Raw genomic sequence first — 17,058 nt, 5'->3', positions numbered from 1 at the left:
TATGCGTCGGATCGTCGTGACGGGAATGGGCGCGGTATCGCCGCTCGGCTGCGGTGTCGAAACCTTATGGCGCCGGCTGCTCGCCGGCCACAGCGGACTGCGCCCTCTGCCCGAATGGGCGCAGGCGCTGCCGGCGCGCATTGCCGGACTCGTGCCCGACAAGGCCGACGATGCCGAGGGCGGCTTCGATCCCGCGCAGGCCGCCGCGCCAAAAGACCAGCGCAAGATGGATCGGTTCATCCTGTTCGCGCTGCTCGCGGCCGCCGAGGCGATCGCGCAGGCGAAATGGACGCCGCAGGACGCTGCCGCGCTGGAGCGCACCGCGACGATCATCGCCTCCGGCGTCGGCGGTTTCCCTGCGATGGCGGAGGCGGTGCGCATCACCGAGCAGCGCGGCGTGCGCCGGCTGTCGCCGTTCACGATCCCCTCCTTCCTGGCCAATCTCGCCGCCGGCCACGTCTCGATCAAATACGGCTACAAGGGCGCGCTGGGCACACCGGTCACCGCGTGCGCCGCCGGCGTGCAGGCGATCGGCGATGCCGCGCGCATGATTCGATCAGGCGAAGTCGACATCGCGATCTGCGGCGGCGCGGAGGCCTGCATCGACATCGTCAGCCTCGGCGGCTTTGCGGCAGCCCGCGCGCTGTCGAGCGGGTTCAACGAGGAGCCGGCGCGCGCCTCACGCCCGTTCGATCGCGACCGCGACGGCTTTGTCATGGGCGAAGGCGCCGGCATTCTTGTGATCGAGGATCTGGAACATGCGCTCGCGCGCGGCGCCACGCCGATCGCAGAGTTGATCGGATACGGCACGACGGCGGACGCCTACCACATGACATCAGGCCCGCCCGACGGCGACGGCGCGCGGCGCGCCATGGAGATCGCGCTCCGGCAGGCGAGCCTTGCGCCGGCGGATCTGCAGCACCTCAACGCCCACGCGACATCGACGCCCGCCGGCGATGAGAGCGAGCTTGGCGCGATCGCGGCGCTGTTCGGCCGCAACCGCGGCATCGCCGTCAGCGCGACCAAATCGGCCACCGGCCATCTGCTCGGCGCCGCCGGCGGCCTCGAGGCGATCTTCACCGTGCTCGCTTTGCGCGACCAAATCGCGCCGCCGACGCTCAATCTCGAAAACCCCGATGCGGGCGCTGATGGCATCGACATCGTCGCCGGCAGCGCGCGGCCGATGCCGATGCAACACGCGATCTCCAATGGCTTCGGCTTCGGCGGGGTCAATGCCAGCGTGATCTTCCGCCGCACGGGCTAAACGAGAGCCCCCCGCGCCCAGAAGACTTGCAATCGCGGCCCGCTCCGTTACCAAAACAGGATGATCGAAACGAATTTCTGGCTGTTCCTGGCCGCAGCCTGTCTCATTGCCGCCGTTCCCGGCCCCGGCATCTTCTACGTCGCGGCACGGACCTTGTCGGAGGGACGCGCCAGCGGCTTCGCATCGACCGCAGGCACGGCGCTGGGCGGGCTGGTTCATGTCGTCGCGGGCAGCCTTGGCATCTCCGCAATCATTCTCGCCAGCGCCGAATTGTTCGCCGCCGTCAAATTCGTCGGCGCGCTCTACCTGGTCTGGCTCGGCATCAAGACTTTCCGCAGCGCCGGCCGCACACTGTCGCTCGAGGGAGAAGCCTTCGGCGACAAGCGCGCGTTCCGCGACGGCGTGCTGGTCGAGGCGCTGAACCCGAAGACCGCCGCGTTTTTCCTCGCCTTCATTCCGCAATTCCTCGATCCCGCGGCATCGAGCCCCACGCTGCAATTCATCCTGCTCGGCGCGATCTCGGTGGCGTTGAACACCCTCGCCGACGTCATCGTGGTGCTGATGGCCTCCGCGACACGCAACCAGCTGATTGGACGACCGCATCTGATGCGGCGTCTCACGCAGGGCTCCGGCGTCTTCATTGCAGGCCTCGGCCTGTCGCTGGCATTGGTGCGGCGGCCTGTGAATGGATAGCGCCCCGATGCTCACCCCGCAAAGCCGCTTCTACGAGTCCCATGGCCTGCGGCTGCATTACGCCGATTGGGGCAATGAGGGCGCGCCGCCTCTGATCCTGGTCCATGGCGGCCGCGATCACTGCCGGAGTTGGGACGTCATCGCCCGATCGCTGCAGCCGCATTTTCACGTGGTGGCGCCCGACCTGCGCGGCCATGGCGATTCCGACTGGACCCGCGGCGGCAGCTACGCGCTGACCGAGTATGTCTACGATCTCACCCAGCTCATCCGCACCATCGCAGCGCCTCAGGTGACCCTCGTCGGACATTCGATGGGCGGCATGGTGAGCCTGATCTTTACAGGGTCGTTTCCCGAGCAGGTCTCGAAGCTGGTCGTGCTCGACGGCGTGACCATGCTGCCTGACTCGCCGAAGCCGCCGGCACATGAGCGCATCGGCAAATGGGTGACCCAGCTCGACAGGCTGCATGACCGCACGCCGCGCCGCTATGCGACCCTCGAAGACGCGGCCGCACAGATGGTGCTTCACAACAAGCGCCTGTCCCGTGACCTCGCGCTGCATCTCGCCACCCACGGCGCACGGCAGAACGAGGACGGCACCTATAGCTGGAAGTTCGATCCCCATCAGCGCGCTAGCGCGCCGCACCGGCTCTGGCCGGACGATCACGTCGCGCTGTGGTCGCGCATCGCCTGCCCGACGCTGCTGCTCAATGCCGGCGAAAGTTTTCTTACCGGCGCCAGGGCCGCAGGCCTGGAGCGTTACTTCCCGCAAGCGCGCGTCGAGACCATTGCCGGCGCGGGACACTGGCTGCAGCACGACAAGCCGGACGAGGTGCTGAGCGAGATCCGGTGGTTTCTTGGGCTCGGCGAGAGCAGCGGCTAGCTCGAGTGCCGTAGGGTGGGCAAAGCGAAGCGTGCCCACGCATCCGTCTCCGTATCGGAAAGATGGTGGGCACGGCGCAAAAGCGCCTTTGCCCACCCTACGGCACCGTCCCCGGAGAGAGACTCAGCTCAATGTCCCCGCATGCACCCACCAGCCGGGATGATCGCGCCGGATCTTTTCGGCCGCGGCATGGGTGTCGGTGGGCGAGCCGTAGATCGCAAAGCATGTCGCGCCCGAGCCGGACATGCGGGCGAGCTTGACGCCGGCGGAGCCGCGTAAAGCCTCCAGCACGTTACCGATGACAGGTTCGATCCGCAGCGCAGGCGCTTCGAGATCGTTGGCGACGGTTTCGAGAACGTCGACCCAATCGGCGATCGACCCGCCCTCCTCCGGCCACGCCGGAGCTCCCAGAACCGAGGTGGCGCCGACCAGGAGCTCGCCGTTGCGCAGGCCCAGCTGCTGGAAAACATCCTTGGTGGCCACAGGCACGCGCGGGTTGACCATCACGCAGGGCATGCTCGGCAGTGCGAGCGGCAGCAGCTGCTCGCCGACGCCGGTCATGTCGCAGGCGCGCGAGAGCAGGCACACCGGCACATCCGCGCCGGTCGCGAGCGCGACCTTCTGCAGGCGCGGATCGTCGAGCGACAGATTGTTGAGGCGCGCCAGGAGCCTCAGCGCGGCTGCAGCATCCGCCGAACCGCCGCCGATGCCGGCGGCAACCGGCAGCACCTTGTCGAGCGCGAAGGCGCCGAGCTTCAGGTTCGGCACCGCCTCGGCCAGCAGCTTGGCCGCCTTGAAGACGAGATTGTCCGCGGTATCGCCGCAGGCTGCGGCAAGCGGTCCGGTGGTGGCGAGCTTCAGCTCGCCGCCCGGCTCCAACGTCAGCCGATCGGCGCAGTCGGCAAACGCGACCACACTTTCGAGATCATGATAGCCGTCGGCACGACGGCCCACGACACGAAGGCTGAGATTGACCTTCGCCCGTCCTTCTTCAATCAACGCCGGCATCGGCGACACGCCCCCAACTTCAGTTCCTTGTCGCGCATGATCTTGTCGGAAAACCGCTACACGATTTGCGCTAGCGCGGCCCTTCGGGTCCGGATCATGCGCAAGCCTAGCCGCCCTTGCCGTCGTCCTTCTTCTTTTCCGCCTGCGCGGCCGAAGAGTTCGAATTGTCGTCGGCGAGGCCATTGGCGATCTTGGCCTCGATCTTCGGCAGCTCTTCCGGCTCGGGCTTGAGATCGCGCGCGTGCGACCACTGGAATTTGGCTTCCAGCGTGCGGCCGACCCGCCAATAGGCATCGCCGAGATGGTCGTTGATGGTGGGATCCTCGGGCTTGAGGTCGATCGCGCGCTCGAGGTTCTTCACCGCTTCCTCATAATTGCCGATGCGGTAATAGGCCCAGCCGAGGGAGTCGACGATGTAGCCGTCGTCGGGACGCTGCTCGACGGCGCGCTTGATCATCTTCATGCCTTCGTCGAGGTTCACGCCCTGGTCGATCCAGGAATAGCCGAGATAGTTGAGAACATGCGGCTGGTCGGGCTGGAGCTCGAGCGCCTTCTTCATGTCGGCCTCGGCCTTGGCCCACTGCTTGGAGCGCTCCTCGCAGATACCACGATAATAGTACCAGACGCTGTTGGCCTTGTCGTTGCCGGGCGGCAGCACGTCGACGCCTAGCGAATAGGTCGCGCCGCAGTCGCCGAACCTCTTGCGGCCGCGCTCGATGTTGCCGAGCGCCATGATCGCTTCGAGGTCCTTGGCATCCTCCGATGTAACGCCCTTGAGGATCTTGATCGCCTCGTCGGTGCGGTCGGCGGAATCCAGATCGATGGCAAGCTGGATCTGCGCATTGCGCTTGAGCGGCGAGGTCGACGGCACGCGCTCATAGACCTTGATCGCCATCTGCGGCCGCTTCACGGACTCGTAGAGATCGGCCAGCGAGAGCAGCGCCAGCGGATGGGTCGGCTGGAGGTAGAGCGAGAGCTGGAGATAGACCAGCGCCAGATCCTCGCCGCCGCGGCGGGTCAGCGTGGCGCCGATGCCGTAGAGCGCTTCGGCGGCGCCGGCCTGGGCGGAATCGACCAGCGGCGGCATTTTCTTGCCGGCCTTGGTCTCGCGCAGGCCTTCCTGGATCAGCGGATGGCGCGCGAGCTTCTTGTCGAAGGCCTGGTAAACGGTGGTCGCGGCGGCGGAATCCTTGTTGCGCGACAGCCAGCGCGCATAGGCCTCGGTCACGCGCAGCATGGAATCGTCGAGCTTGTAGGCGCGCTCGAAGCGGGTGCCGGCGTCTTTCTCCTTGCCGGAGAGCTCGAGGATCATGCCGGCGTGAAGGTCCTTGAACAGCGGGTACCATTCGGGACCTGCCAGCTTGTCGATGGTGGCGACACCGCCCTTGGCATCACCCGCGCCATAGGCAGCCCACCCCGACAGCAACGTGGCGACGAGATCGGTGATCGGACCGCGGATCGACTGGTTGATGTTGGTCTGCGCGGCCGCGTACTTCTTCACCTTGAGATCATGCACGCCGACGACGAGACGCGCGACGCGGTTGGTCTTGTCGATGGTGAGGATGCGCTCGGCGAGCTTGACGGCTTCGTCGATGTCGCCGTCGGCGACCGACGAGATGAAGGCGCGGTCGAGCAGCTCGTTGTTCTTGGGATCGGTGCGCAGCGCCGAGCGGTAGAAGGCGGCGGCGGAGGCGGCGTCGCGCTCGACGCTGGCGTGGCGGGCAGCGAGATAGCTGCCGGCGGTGGTGAGCGACTTCAGATCGTTTCGGGTCGGAAACTGTGCCGCCGTGTCGGACGGATGATCCGGCGTCTGCGCCAGGACCCTGCCGGGGACGGTCGCGATCGCTGTGCCCATGAGGGCGATGGCGGCAACAGTCCAGCGGTTGAAACGATTTGAGAACATCAGGGCTCGCCTTGAGTTGGTAGTGCCTGGGTTTGCAGCAGAGGGCCGTATCGCATGCGAACGCGGCCGGTGGCATCGGGACCCGGAACCGTCCGGCGGACAATGCCGCTTTTGGCGCTTCGCCGCAAGGATTCGGGCCGGGCGATCCCCTCCGCACGCCTTAAATCGGCCAAGAGCGGTCCCAAGACGCTGCCAGTATGGCCTTATCGTGGCCGCGACCGGTGGCCGCAGCGGTGTCCTCACGCGAACGTGCGCCGGATCACCCTCGTGATCAGGTCCTTGTGCTCGGCCGGCTCTTACATCGCCTCATAGTTCGGACCGCCGCCGCCCTCGGGGGGAACCCAGGTGATGTTACCGTTGGGGTCCTTCACGTCGCAGGTTTTGCAGTGAACGCAGTTCTGGGCGTTGATCTGGAAGCGCGGGCTCGTGCCTTCCTCGACCCATTCATAGACGCCGGCCGGGCAATAACGATTCGAGGGACCGGCGAACACGTCGTGCTCGGAGGTCTTCTGCAGGTTCATGTCGGTAACCTTGAGATGGACCGGCTGGTCCTCCTCATGGTTGGTGTTGGACAGGAACACCGAGGACAGCTTGTCGAAGGAGATCTTGCCGTCCGGCTTCGGGTAGTTCTTGGGCGCGTGGCTCTTGGCCGGATCGAGCGTGGCGCGATCGGGCTTGGCGTGCGCCTGGGTGCCGAACAGCGAAACGCCGAACAGCGTGTTGCACCACATGTCGAAGCCGCCCAGCGCGACGCCGAGCACGGTGCCGAACTTCGACCACAGCGGCTTGACGTTGCGGACCAGGAACAGATCCTTGCCGACCGACGACGAGCGCCACGCATTCTCGTATTCGACGAGCTCGTCATTGGCGCGATCGGCGGCCAGCGCCGCCGCGACATGCTCGGCCGCGAGCATGCCGGTGCCCATCGCATTGTGCACGCCCTTGATGCGCGGCACGTTGACGAAGCCGGCCGCGCAGCCAATCAGCGCGCCGCCGGGGAAGCTGAGTTTCGGCACCGACTGGTAACCGCCCTCGGTAATGGCGCGCGCGCCATAGGCGAGACGCTTGCCGCCTTCAAAGGTGCCGCGGATCGAAGGATGGGTCTTGAAGCGCTGGAATTCGTCGAACGGCGACAGGTACGGATCGTCGTAGTTGAGATGCACGACGAAGCCGACGGCGACGAGGTTGTCGTCGTAATGATAGAGGAACGAGCCGCCGCCGGTCTTCAGATCGAGCGGCCAGCCGAAGGAATGCTGGATCATGCCCTTCTGGTGCTTGGCGGGATCGATCTGCCAGACTTCCTTGAGGCCGATGCCGAACTTCGCCGGCTCGCTCTTGGCATCGAGCGCGAACTTGGCGATGAGCTGCTTGGTCAGGCTGCCGCGGGCGCCTTCGGCGAACAGCGTGTACTTGCCGAGCAACTCCATGCCACGGGTGAAGGAGTCCTTCGGCTTGCCGTCCCGGCCGATGCCCATGTCGCCGGTGGCAATGCCCTTGACGTTGCCGGCGTCGTCATAGAGCACCTCGGCCGCAGCAAAGCCCGGATAGATCTCGACGCCCAGCGCTTCAGCCTTGCGCGCCAGCCAGCGGCAGACATTGCCGAGCGAGCCGATGTAGCAGTGATGATTGTCCATCAGCGGCGGCATCATGAAGTTCGGCAGCTTGATCGCGCCGCCGCCCGTCATCCAGTAGAAGCGGTCGTCCTTCACCTGGGTCTTCAGCGGGCAGTCGGAATCCTCGCGCCAGTCCGGGATCAGCTTGTCGAGCCCTGCGGGGTCGATCACGGCGCCGGAGAGAATGTGCGCGCCGACCTCGGAGCCCTTCTCCACCACGACGACGTTGAGATCGGCATTGAGCTGCTTCAGCCGGATCGCGGCCGACAGGCCCGAGGGGCCGGCGCCGACGATGACGACGTCGAATTCCATGGATTCGCGCGGGGGAAGTTCTTCGGTGCTCATCTGATCTCAGCCCTTGAGACGGTCCTTGGTCATTTGCGCCCTCTTGTTTCCGATTTTTCCGGGTAGGACAACCTCGGAAATGCGTTTCGCCGGGGTGCAAGGGGGTGCAAGGCGCCCTAAACTGAACTAATAAGTCAGACTTTCCCATGATACCCGAACCCGCACCCACCGTCCGCGAGCTTCTCGCCTTCTATCTGGAGGCCGGTGTCGATTGCGCGCTCGCGGAGGAACCGATCGACCGCCTGGCGGAATTGGATGCGCCGCCGCCGGCCCCGCGCGTGGCGCCTCCGGTCGAGGCACCTCGTCCTGTCGCCGCCCCCGCGGCCATGCGCGGCGAGGCCGCACCGGCGCCGGACATCGCAATTGCCTCCGCACGCGAGGCCGCGCGCACTGCGCCGACGCTGGAAGCGCTGCGCGAGCTGATGCAGAGCTTCGAGGGCTGCGCGCTGAAACACACTGCGACGCGGCTGGTATTTGCCGACGGCAATCCGCAGGCGCGTATCATGTTCGTCGGCGAGGCGCCGGGCCGCGACGAGGACATCGAGGGGCTACCCTTCGTCGGGCGCAGCGGCAAGCTGCTCGATCTCATGATCGGCGCGATCGGGCTCAACCGCAGCACGGCCTACATCGCCAACGTGATTCCGTGGCGGCCGCCCGGCAACCGCACGCCGACGCCGCAGGAGACGCAGATCTGCCTGCCCTTCATCCAGCGCCAGATCGAGCTGGTGAATCCCGACGTGCTGGTGACGCTCGGCAATCCCTCGACGCAGACGCTGCTCGGAACGCGCGAAGGCATCATGCGCACCCGCGGGCGCTGGTTCGACTACGACGCCGGCGGGCGCCCCATCCGCGCGCTGCCGACGTTCCATCCGGCCTATCTGCTCCGCTCGCCGTCCTACAAGCGGCTGGCCTGGCAGGATCTGCGCGCGATCGCCAAGGTGCTGGCGGGCTAGCGAGCTCGCGTGTCCCGGACGCGGTGCGGCACGCAGCTCTCGTAGGGTGGGCAAAGCGAAGCGTGCCCACCGCCTTTAACGTGGGCACGGCGCTTTGCGCCTTTGCCCACCCAACGATTTCAGCGTCCGTAACAACGCGTGCGGCTCACGTCCCCTTCGGCCGCACGATGGCCCAGCCGACGCGCAGGAGCTGCTGACGACCGGTCACCAGCCATTCGAAGGCGCGCGGCACCTCCGGGACGATGCCGGGAAAGCGCTTGAGGATGTCCGGCGGCGGCGTGCCGGCGGTATCGGAGGCGCGCCAGACCACGACGCCGCCGGTCTCGCTGAATTTTGCCTGGTTGATCCACGGTGTGCGCGCAGGGTCGGCATCGATGAATAGATGCGGCCGGCCGGAATGCAGCGTGATCAGGCTCGCAAGCTGCGTCTCGCCGGCCACCGCACGCAGGCGATGGTTGGTGCGGCGGGCAAAGCTCTCGTCGAAGAAGTCCGAGATCGCGCGCGCCGGCATCGAGGTCGCGATCTCGTTCGTGCCGGTCCAGGGCAGCAGCAGGACGGCGAGCACGACGCCGACGGCCGGCGCCACGACGGCGGCGGCCCAGACCGTCCGCAGCATCCGCGCACGGCGCATCGCGATGAGATCGCCGGCTGCGACCACCACGGCAAGCCCGGACACAACCAGCACGACGCCGGCGCCGCCGACGACGGATTCGAGCCCGAGCAGGCCGGAGATCAGCACCGCGCCCAGCGCGGGCGCCAGCGCGAAGAAATAGACGAAGTTGCGCCCCAACGGCTCGACCGGCGGCCGATAGATGATCGGCGGCTCCTCGCCCTTGCCGGCGAACAGGCCGGCGTTGAGGAAGGTCAGCGCCGGGATCGCGGCGGCCCCGAGCACAAGGCCGCCGAACAGCCAGGCCGCATGCAGGGCGCGGGCATTCAGCTCCGCAACTGGCGGCAAGGCCGGCATCACCAGCGTCTCGGCACGCATCAGCCAGACCGCATAGGGCAGCGCCAGCACCGCGACGACAACAAGCGCGAACAGCGGATCGAGCGCGCGCAGCGTCCGGCGGCCGCCGGTGGTCGAGACTGCGAAGACGACAAGCAGCAGCAGCAGGAAGATGGCCGCGGGCGTCGTCAGCAGCAGGAGACCGGCCTCGATCGACCAGGCGAACCAGGCATTGCCGCGGCGCTGGCCGATGATCTGCCAGGAGTGCAGCAGCAGCAGCGCCCACAGCGGCCGGGCCAGGACAAGCGGGCCGAAGTCGAGCGCCGACGAGGAGAAGGCGAGCACCGTCATGGTCAAGAGCACCGCGAGCACTGCCTGCTGCGAGCCGACCACGGCGCGGGAGAGATGATAGAGCGCAATGAACGTCGCGATCTCGCAGAGCTCGGCCAGCACATAGACGCCGAACATGTGGCCGCCGGCGGCGCGATAGGCGATGTCGGCGAGCCAGACCGGCAAGGGCGGACCGAGATCGGTGCCGACCTGGTATTCACGTCCGAAAGCCAGGAGCGTCGCGAGGCTGCCGGGCGGGCTGCGGTAGAACACCAGCGCCACGAACAGCCACATCGCGGCCTGCAGCAGCACGGCGATCCAGACGATCAGCCGCGGCCGGGCGCGAATGAGCTCGATGACCAGGGAGGTAAACCGCATGCAACGTCCGAAAGATGCAGCCAACCCGTCCAGCCGGCCCTATTCGCTCACAAACACTTTGATAAGGGGCGTCACGCGTCGTGGCAACGACGGTGTGCTCCCTCTCCCCGTTCTTACGGGGCGCGACGAGCTTCGCTCGCGCTGGGAGGGTCGGGGTGAGGGGCTGCGTCGGTAATCACTGTGACAGATGGACTCGCGGAGGCTGCCCCTCACCCGCATCCCATCTCGGATGGAAGCGGCCTCTCCCCGCACGCGGGAGAGGCGAAGAGGGCAGCGGAGAGAGCCGTTAGAGACCCGCCGACGCGTCGATCTCCACGCTGGCTTCCACCGGCACCTCGACCTCCGTCACCGTAAACAGATCCTGCACCGGCTCGACGGTCCACGGCATGTGCTTGGCACGCGCCGCCGCAACCGGGGCGAAGAAGCGGCGGTGATGGACCGAGGGGCCGAGACGGTCGAGCGCGTCGAGGTGCTCGGGGACGGCGTAGCCCTTGTGCTGCTCGAAGCCGTAGCCTGGGCAGTCCTGCGCCAGCGCGCACATCAGGCGGTCGCGCGTCACCTTGGCGATGATGGAGGCCGCCGCGATCGACAGCACGATGCCATCGCCGCCGATCACGGCTTCGCAATCGCAAGGAGTGTCGAGCCGGTCGCGGCCGTCGACGAAGACGTGCCTCGGCGCCTCCGGCAGTGCCACCACGGCGCGCTTCAGCGCCCACAATGAGGCGCGCAATATATTGTCGCGGTCGATTCGCGAGGGCGAGGCGACGGCGACCGAGACCTGGGCGGTGGCGCAGATCTTGTCGAACAGTTTTTCGCGTTCCTCGGCGGTCAGGCGCTTGGAATCGTCAATGCCGCGCGGAATCCGGTCGGGGTCGAGAATCACGGCCGCGGCTACCACGGGGCCGGCGAGCGGTCCGCGGCCGGCTTCGTCGCAGCCGGCGACCGGCCAGACGCCGCGCTTGATCAGCGCGCGCTCGCGCCGGAAGCTCGGCGGTGCGACCGCGATGATGCCTTTCTTGCCTGCGGGAACGGTCGTTGTTTTGGTCGCAGGCGCTTTGCCGGCCTTGGCGGGCGCTGCCTTCTTCGCAGCGTCCTTCTTTGGCGCGTCTTTGGCCGGTGTCTTGGCGGACTTGTCCCGAATCATGGCGGGGATCGTGCGCAAGCGGCCCGGCCGGCGCAACCGGGAACCCCGCGCAATTCCCGTTATTCAGGCCGCCCTATTCCGCCAGATGCACCCGCCGGTCCTCGCCGACCTCGATGCCGGGTGCGACCACGACCTCCCAGGGATGGCCGTCGGGATCGGCAAAATAACCGGAATAGCCGCCATAATGGGTCTCGTGCGCGGCCTTCACCAGCTTTGCCCCCCTGCCGAGGGCAAAGGCCAGCACCGCATCGACCTCCTCTCGGGTCCGACAGTTCCAGGCGATGGTGATGCCGCGGAAGGTCGATGGCCTCGGCCGGTCCGGCAACGTCGCGTCGGCCGAGAGCTGATCCCAGGGATACAGCGCGAGCACCGGGCCACCGGTATCGTAGAAAGCGACGGCCTCGCCGGTCGCCTTTAGCCGGCGCGCAAAACCGAGCGCGTCGTAAAAAGCGATGCTGGCACGGATATCGCTGACGCCAAGCGTGATGACAGTGAGCCGCGGCACCGGCGGGTGAAGTTCCTTGACCATGCGACGCCTCTTCCACTTCCCCGATCAGAACAGGCTGAGCTGATCGCCGTTCCGCTTCGGCCGCGCAAAGTGATCGGTCGTCAGCTTGGAGCGCCGTTTGTTGAGGCCGAGCCTGTCGCAGGCGATCTCGAAGCGGCGGCCGATGGTCCAGGCCATTGGTCCGGTGCCCTTCATCCGTTCGCCCCATTTCGCATCGTAGTCGCGGCCGCCGCGCATGTCGCGGATCAGCGTGAAGACGTGGCGATAGCGGTCGGGATAGTTCGCCATTAGCCATTCGCGGAAGAGATCGCGCACCTCCAGCGGCAGCCGCAGCAGCACATAGGAGGCTTCCTTGACGCCGGCATGGGCGGCAGCATCGAGGATGCGCTCGATCTCGGAATCGTTCAGCGCGGGGATCACGGGCGCAACCATCACCGTGGTGGGAATGCCGGCGTCCGAGAGCTGCTTCAGCGCCTCCAGCCGCTTCGGCGGCGTCGAGGCGCGCGGCTCCATGGTGCGCGCGAGCTTCGGATCGAGCGAGGTGACGGAGATCGCGACCTTGGCGAGGTTGCGCTTGGCCATCCGCGCGAGAATATCGATGTCGCGCACCACCAGCGCCGACTTGGTGACGATGCCGACGGGATGGCCGGCACCCTCGAGAACCTCGAGGATGCCGCGCATGATTTTGCGCTCGCGCTCGATCGGCTGATAGGGATCGGTGTTGGTGCCGATCGCGATCATCCGGGGCTCATAGCCAGTCGCGGCGAGCTCTTTCTCCAGCAGCGCCGGCGCCTCGGGCTTGACGAACAGCTTTGACTCGAAGTCGAGCCCGGGCGACAGGCCGAGATAGGCATGGGTCGGCCGCGCGAAGCAGTAGACGCAGCCATGCTCGCAGCCGCGATAGGGATTGATCGAGCGGTCGAAGCCGATATCGGGGGAATCGTTGCGGGTGATCACCTTGCGCGAGGTGTCGACCCCGACAATGGTCTTGAACGGCGGCAGCTCTTCCAGGCTCTGCCAGCCGTCGTCGAAGGCGACGCGCGCCTCGGCCTCATAGCGGCCGCTGGCATTCGACTGTGCCCCCCGCCCTCGCCTGCGTGCGCGGTCGATGGCGACGCCAAGCTCTGGAAAGTCAGAGTCCACACTCGCCGGCTCGGAGGGCGCCTTGACCGGCGGGTGTTTGAGAGCATGACAGGATGCTGCTGGACTCATGAAGCCAAGATAGCACGACAACGGAACAAATCAAGAACACAAACAAAAAATGGGAAAACAACCCCATGCAAAGTAGCCGCCCAAATTTCGGGCGCGGTCCTTTGACCTCACGCAACACACCCGTCGCAACGATTTCGTTTGATGCCGGCCAGGGATCAATCGTCGCGGAACAATGTTGGTGACGATCGCCGGGTGAAGGTCAGCAGGAACATGACAAATCAACAACAATCGGCCGCAGCAAGCAGCAACCTCGACCTCCTCGATCGCTACTGGCGCGCCGCGAACTACCTCTCCGTCGGGCAAATCTACCTGCTCGACAATCCGCTGCTGCGCGAGCCGTTGCGGGCCGAGCACATCAAGCCGCGTCTGCTCGGCCATTGGGGCACGACGCCCGGCCTGAACTTCATCTACGCCCATCTCAACCGCGTCATCCGCGCGCTGGATGTCAGCGTGCTCTATGTCTGCGGTCCCGGCCATGGCGGGCCGGGCATGGTCGCCAACACCTATCTGGAAGGCAGCTACAGCGAGATCTATCCCGACATCGCGCGCGACACGGACGGATTGCGCAAGCTGTTCAGGCAGTTCTCCTTTCCCGGCGGCATTCCGAGCCACGCGGCGCCGGAAACGCCGGGCTCGATCCACGAAGGCGGCGAGCTCGGCTACGCGCTGGTGCACGCCTACGGTGCGGCGCTGGACAATCCGGACTTGATCGTGGCTTGCGTGGTCGGTGACGGCGAAGCGGAAACCGGCCCGCTCGCGGCCTCCTGGCACTCCAACAAGTTCCTGAACCCCGCGCATGACGGCGCGGTGCTGCCGATCCTGCATCTGAACGGCTACAAGATCGCCAACCCGACCGTGCTCGGGCGGATGCGGGACAGCGAGATCCGCGACCTGTTCCGCGGGTTCGGCCACGAGCCGCTGTTCGTCGCGGGCGACGATCCCAAATTGATGCATCAGGCCATGGCGGATGCGCTCGACGTTGCGCTCGCCAGCATCCGCTCGATCCAGCAGCACGCCCGCGACGGCCGCAAGGCAGTCGAGCGGCCGCGCTGGCCGATGATCGTGCTGCGCAGCCCGAAAGGCTGGACCGGCCCAAAAGAGGTCGACGGCAAGAAGGTCGAGGGTTTTTGGCGCGCGCATCAGGTGCCGGTGGCGGGCTGTCGCGACAACCCGGCGCACCTCAAAGTGCTCGAAGACTGGATGCGCAGCTACGAGCCGGAAAAGCTGTTCGACAAGAGCGGCGCGCTCATTCCAGAACTTCAGGCGCTCGCGCCCGAAGGCATTCGCCGCATGGGCGCCAATCCGCATGCCAATGGCGGCCTGCTCAAGAAGGAGCTGAAGCTGCCAGACTTCCGCAGCTTCGCCATCGAGGTGCCGCAGCCCGGCGGCGTGGCAGCCGAAGCGACGCGCGAGCTCGGCAAATTCCTGCGCGATGTCATCCGCCTCAACGCGAAGGAGCGCAATTTCCGCATCATGGGCCCGGACGAGACCGCGTCAAACCGGCTGGATGCGGTGTTCGAGGAGACCGAGCGGGTCTGGATGGAGCCGATCGAGCCTTACGACGTGCACCTCGCGCAGGACGGCCGCGTCATGGAAGTCTTGAGCGAGCATCTCTGCCAAGGCTGGCTCGAGGGCTATCTGCTCACCGGACGCCACGGCTTCTTCTCCTGCTACGAGGCCTTCATCCACATCGTGGATTCCATGTTCAACCAGCACGCCAAATGGCTGAAGGTCACGCGCGATCTGCCATGGCGGCGCCCGATCGCCTCGCTCAATTATCTCCTGACCTCGCATGTCTGGCGGCAGGACCATAACGGCTTCAGCCATCAGGATCCCGGCTTCGTCGATCTCGTCGCCAACAAGAAGGCCGATATCGTTCGCATCTACTTCCCGCCGGATGCCAACACGCTGCTGTGGATCGCCGACCATTGCCTGCGGACCTATAACCGCATCAACGTGATCGTTGCCGGCAAGCAGCCGGCGCCGCAATGGCTGTCGATGCAGGAAGCAGCCACGCATTGCGATGCCGGCATCGGCATCTGGACATGGGCCGGGACGGAGGATGCAGGCCGTGAGCCCGACGTGGTGATGGCCTGCGCCGGCGATGTGCCGACGCTGGAGACGCTCGCCGCCGTCGACCTGTTGCGCAAGGCGCTGCCGGACCTGAAGATCCGCGTCGTCAACGTCGTCGACCTCATGACGCTGCAACCGAGGGATCAGCATCCTCATGGGCTTTCGGACCGCGACTTCGACAGCCTGTTCACGCGCGACAAGCCTGTCATCTTCGCCTATCACGGCTACCCCTATCTGATCCACCGCCTTACCTATAACCGCACCAACCATGCCGGCCTGCATGTGCGCGGCTTTGCCGAGGAAGGCACCACGACGACGCCGTTCGACATGGTCGTGCTCAACGAGCTCGACCGCTACCACCTCGCGATCGAGGCGATCGAACGCGTGCCCGGGCTGGCGGCTAGGGCCGCGCGGGCCAAGCAGCAATTCCGCGACAAGCTGATCGAGCATTCGCGGTATGTGCGCGAGCACGGCGAGGACATGCCTGATGTCCAGGGATGGGTCTGGCCCAACAGCTCCGGCGGCAACACCCCGACTGAGGCCGGCGATTAGCCATGCCGGACACGGTCCTCGTCCTCAACTCGGGATCGTCGAGCATCAAGTTCGGCCTGTTCGAGATCTCGGCTGTTGAACCCAACCTGCTCTGCAAGGGGCTGCTCGACGAGCACGAGGCAAAGCCCCGGCTGGTGGTGAAGAGCCCCGCCGGCGAAGACCTGTTCGAGACGCGGACAGAGGCGCCGGACGCCGATGGCGGCCATCTGTTCGCCGATGTGCTCGCCTTCATCGAGGACCGGTTCGGCGAACGTCATCTGCGCGCCGTCGGCCATCGCATCGTTCATGGCGGGCCGGACTATTCAGGTCCGGTCGCGCTGACCGACGACGTCACCGCGAAGCTGGAGGCATTGACGCCGCTGGCGCCGTTGCACCAGCCGCGGTGCCTCGCGCCAATTCGCGCGCTCGCGGCGATCCGGCCAGCGCTGAGGCAGATCGCGTGCTTCGATACCGCGTTCCACCACGGCCTGACGCCGCCCGCGAGCCGCTTCGCGATTCCGAGGCGCTACGAGGAACGAGGCGTGCGACGCTACGGATTTCACGGCCTCTCCTTCGAATATGTCGCGGGACGCCTCGCCGAGATTGCGCCGGAGCTCGTCGCCAAGCGCACCGTCATCGCGCATCTGGGCAACGGCGCCAGCCTGTGCGCGTTGCGCAACGGCCGCAGCGTCGACACCACCATGGGACTGACGCCGCTTGACGGCCTCGTGATGGGCACGCGCTGCGGCACGATCGATCCCGGCGTGCTGCTCTATCTGCAACAACACGAAAAGATGTCGATCGAGGATGTCCAGCACCTGCTCTATCACCAGTCGGGCCTGCTAGGCGTCTCGGGTATCTCCGCGGACATGCGCACGCTGCTGGCGAGCGGCGAGATTGCCGCACGGGAGGCGGTCGATCTCTTCACCTTCCGCGCGGCGCAGCAGGTCGCGATGATGGCGACCACGCTTGGCGGCCTCGATTGCCTGGTCTTCACCGGCGGCATCGGCGAGCACGCCAAGGAGATCCGCAGCGCGATCGGCGAGCGGCTCGGCTGGCTCGGCGTGCGGATCGATGCGACGGCGAATGACGCGGCGCGCGAGCGGATCAGCGGGGGCGGAAACGCCGTCGACGTGTTCGTCATCTCGACGGATGAGGAGATGACGATCGCACGCCACTGTGCAGCGGTGCTGCAACCTAAAGGGACAATATCGTAGGGTGGGCAAAAGGCGGAAAAGCGCCGTGCCCACGATATTTCTCCCGCAGCGACAGGTGGT

At 66.4% G+C, this 17,058-nt stretch carries 13 protein-coding genes; 6 read left to right on the top strand and 7 right to left on the bottom strand.

Going from position 1 to position 17,058, the window contains the following annotated elements:
* Window position 1: 1 nt before the first annotated feature.
* Genes fabF through A3AS_RS0141695 form a run of 3 tightly spaced genes read left to right on the top strand, consistent with a single transcriptional unit; the run spans window position 2 to window position 2,837 of the window.
* Window positions 2-1,264, top strand: coding sequence for a beta-ketoacyl-ACP synthase II (gene fabF, locus A3AS_RS0141705; RefSeq protein ID WP_018323351.1), 1,263 nt, complete (start codon window positions 2-4; stop codon window positions 1,262-1,264).
* A gap of 60 nt (window positions 1,265-1,324) precedes the next feature.
* Entirely contained in the window at window positions 1,325-1,957 is a 633-nt protein-coding gene (locus A3AS_RS0141700; protein ID WP_018323350.1) for a LysE family translocator, read from the top strand.
* 7 nt (window positions 1,958-1,964) lie between these two features.
* A complete protein-coding gene (locus tag A3AS_RS0141695; protein WP_018323349.1) occupies window positions 1,965-2,837 on the top strand; it encodes an alpha/beta fold hydrolase in 873 nt (290 codons plus the stop codon).
* Window positions 2,838-2,960: 123 nt separating this feature from the next.
* On the opposite strand, the gene A3AS_RS0141690 is transcribed toward A3AS_RS0141695, so the two are convergent.
* The 3 genes from A3AS_RS0141690 to A3AS_RS0141680 all read right to left on the bottom strand — a co-directional run bounded on the left by A3AS_RS0141690 (window position 2,961) and on the right by A3AS_RS0141680 (window position 7,706).
* Window positions 2,961-3,845, bottom strand: a complete 885-nt coding sequence (locus A3AS_RS0141690; protein WP_026202914.1) for a 4-(cytidine 5'-diphospho)-2-C-methyl-D-erythritol kinase — start codon at window positions 3,843-3,845, stop codon at window positions 2,961-2,963.
* A gap of 106 nt (window positions 3,846-3,951) precedes the next feature.
* On the bottom strand, window positions 3,952-5,748 hold the full coding sequence (locus tag A3AS_RS0141685) for a tetratricopeptide repeat protein (protein WP_018323347.1): 1,797 nt from the start codon (window positions 5,746-5,748) through the stop codon (window positions 3,952-3,954).
* Between the two features lie 296 nt (window positions 5,749-6,044).
* Entirely contained in the window at window positions 6,045-7,706 is a 1,662-nt protein-coding gene (locus A3AS_RS0141680; protein ID WP_018323346.1) for an electron transfer flavoprotein-ubiquinone oxidoreductase, read from the bottom strand.
* Between the two features lie 146 nt (window positions 7,707-7,852).
* Between A3AS_RS0141680 and A3AS_RS0141675 the strand changes: the two genes are divergently transcribed.
* The gene (locus A3AS_RS0141675) at window positions 7,853-8,659 is read left to right on the top strand and encodes a uracil-DNA glycosylase family protein (RefSeq protein WP_018323345.1); all 807 of its coding nucleotides are present in this window, start codon (window positions 7,853-7,855) and stop codon (window positions 8,657-8,659) included.
* 145 nt (window positions 8,660-8,804) lie between these two features.
* On the opposite strand, the gene A3AS_RS0141670 is transcribed toward A3AS_RS0141675, so the two are convergent.
* From A3AS_RS0141670 to A3AS_RS0141655, 4 genes are all read right to left on the bottom strand, one after another.
* Complete coding sequence (locus A3AS_RS0141670; RefSeq protein ID WP_018323344.1) at window positions 8,805-10,313, bottom strand: glycosyltransferase family 39 protein; 1,509 nt, start codon at window positions 10,311-10,313, stop codon at window positions 8,805-8,807.
* 286 nt (window positions 10,314-10,599) lie between these two features.
* Window positions 10,600-11,457 (bottom strand): ribonuclease HII, encoded by an 858-nt coding sequence (locus A3AS_RS0141665; RefSeq protein WP_026202913.1) that lies wholly within the window; start codon window positions 11,455-11,457, stop codon window positions 10,600-10,602.
* 73 nt (window positions 11,458-11,530) lie between these two features.
* A complete protein-coding gene (locus tag A3AS_RS0141660) occupies window positions 11,531-11,986 on the bottom strand; it encodes a VOC family protein (protein ID WP_018323342.1) in 456 nt (151 codons plus the stop codon).
* A gap of 24 nt (window positions 11,987-12,010) precedes the next feature.
* Window positions 12,011-13,177, bottom strand: coding sequence for a PA0069 family radical SAM protein (locus A3AS_RS0141655; RefSeq protein ID WP_018323341.1), 1,167 nt, complete (start codon window positions 13,175-13,177; stop codon window positions 12,011-12,013).
* A gap of 210 nt (window positions 13,178-13,387) precedes the next feature.
* Between A3AS_RS0141655 and A3AS_RS0141650 the strand changes: the two genes are divergently transcribed.
* A complete protein-coding gene (locus tag A3AS_RS0141650) occupies window positions 13,388-15,802 on the top strand; it encodes a phosphoketolase (RefSeq protein ID WP_026202912.1) in 2,415 nt (804 codons plus the stop codon).
* Between the two features lie 2 nt (window positions 15,803-15,804).
* Window positions 15,805-16,998, top strand: a complete 1,194-nt coding sequence (locus tag A3AS_RS0141645; RefSeq protein WP_018323339.1) for an acetate/propionate family kinase — start codon at window positions 15,805-15,807, stop codon at window positions 16,996-16,998.
* Window positions 16,999-17,058 lie beyond the last annotated feature (60 nt).

It is taken from the genome of Bradyrhizobium sp. WSM2793, assembly GCF_000379585.1.
Classification (GTDB): Bacteria; Pseudomonadota; Alphaproteobacteria; order Rhizobiales; family Xanthobacteraceae; genus Bradyrhizobium.
The sequence above is the reverse complement of the archived record's forward strand: the minus strand, read 5'-3'. Positions and strand labels throughout refer to the sequence as shown.